Annotated in this window: 1 protein-coding gene; it reads left to right on the top strand. The window is 51.2% G+C overall.

Annotation, left to right across the window (positions count from 1 at the left end; genetic code table 11):
- A partial coding sequence (locus C7386_RS13220; protein WP_116705737.1) for a recombinase family protein occupies positions 1 to 1,257 on the top strand: 1,257 nt, incomplete at its 5' end.
- Positions 1,258 to 1,284 lie beyond the last annotated feature (27 nt).

Below are 1,284 nucleotides of genomic sequence, written 5' to 3'. Positions count from 1 at the left end.
ATTGCCCCGTTCAAGAATATCCTGAACGAGATGTACAGCAAGGATATTTCCAAGAAAGTCCATTCCTCTTATCTTCTGAAAGCGCAGAAAGGACAGTTTACCGGGTGTCTTGCCCCGTTTGGGTATCGGAAAGACCCGGAGGACAAAAACCATCTGCTCATTGACGAGGAAACTGCCCCGATTGTGCGACTGATTTTCGGATATGCCCTGAACGGTCATGGTCCGAACTATATCCGCAGACGGCTGGAGGAAGAAAAAATCCCCTGCCCCACATGGTGGAACCGGGAACGGGGGCTTCGCAACACCCGAACCAAATGGGAAAAGAAAGACCCGGAAAACGGGCGGTATATGTGGGACTTCTCCGTTATCAAAGAACTTTTGATGAATCCCGTCTACACCGGTGCGATTGCTTCCCAGAAAAAAGACTACCGTTTCAAAATCGGCACGATTGGGGAAAAGAAGCCGGAGGACTGGATTGTGGTGGAGGGACAGCATGAACCGCTGATTGACCACATGAGCTTTGATATTGTGCAGAACAAGCTGAAATCCCGCCAGCGTCCGGGGCAGACCAATGAAATCAGCCTGTTTGCCGGACTGATAAAATGCGGCGAGTGTGGGAAGTCGCTGACGATACGCTACACAAACGCAAAACATCCCCAGCGGATTTATTCCTGCAAGACCTACAACGCCTTTGGAAAGAACCACTGCACCCAGCACCGGATTGATTATGACACCCTTTACAGCCATGTGCTGCGGAAAATCCGGGAATGTGCCAGAGCTGCCCTGATGGACGGGGAAGCGGTTGCCGACCGCCTGACCAATACCTGTGAAGCCGAGCAGCGGGAACAGCGGGAAGCAATGGAACGCTCCCTCACAAGGGACGAGGAACGGATTGAGGTTCTGGACAAAATGGTCATGCGGCTTTATGAGGATATGATTGCAGGGCGTATCAGTGAGCAGAATTTCAACACCATGCTGGAAAAGACACAGACCGAGCAGACGGAGCTTAAAACAAAAGTGTCCGAGGGCAGAAAGCGGCTGTCCGATGAAGTCCAGCTTGCCAATGACGCAAAACAATGGGTGGAAGCCATTCAGGAATACGCCAACATCACAGAGCTGGACGCAGCCACCCTCAACCGCTTAATCAAAGAAATCGTCGTGCATGAGCGCATTGACGAAGATAAAACAAGACACATTTCTATCGAAATTCATTTTAATCTCAAACCCATCCCGGAGGTGGAACAGGTCACTGCCTGACCTGTCCCGCCGGGACGGTTCTCTTAA

The sequence above is a fragment of the Agathobaculum butyriciproducens genome, from assembly GCA_003096535.1.
GTDB lineage: Bacteria > Bacillota > Clostridia > Oscillospirales > Butyricicoccaceae > Agathobaculum > Agathobaculum butyriciproducens.
Note: the sequence above shows the minus strand (reverse complement) of the source record. Positions and strands in the feature narration are given on the sequence as shown.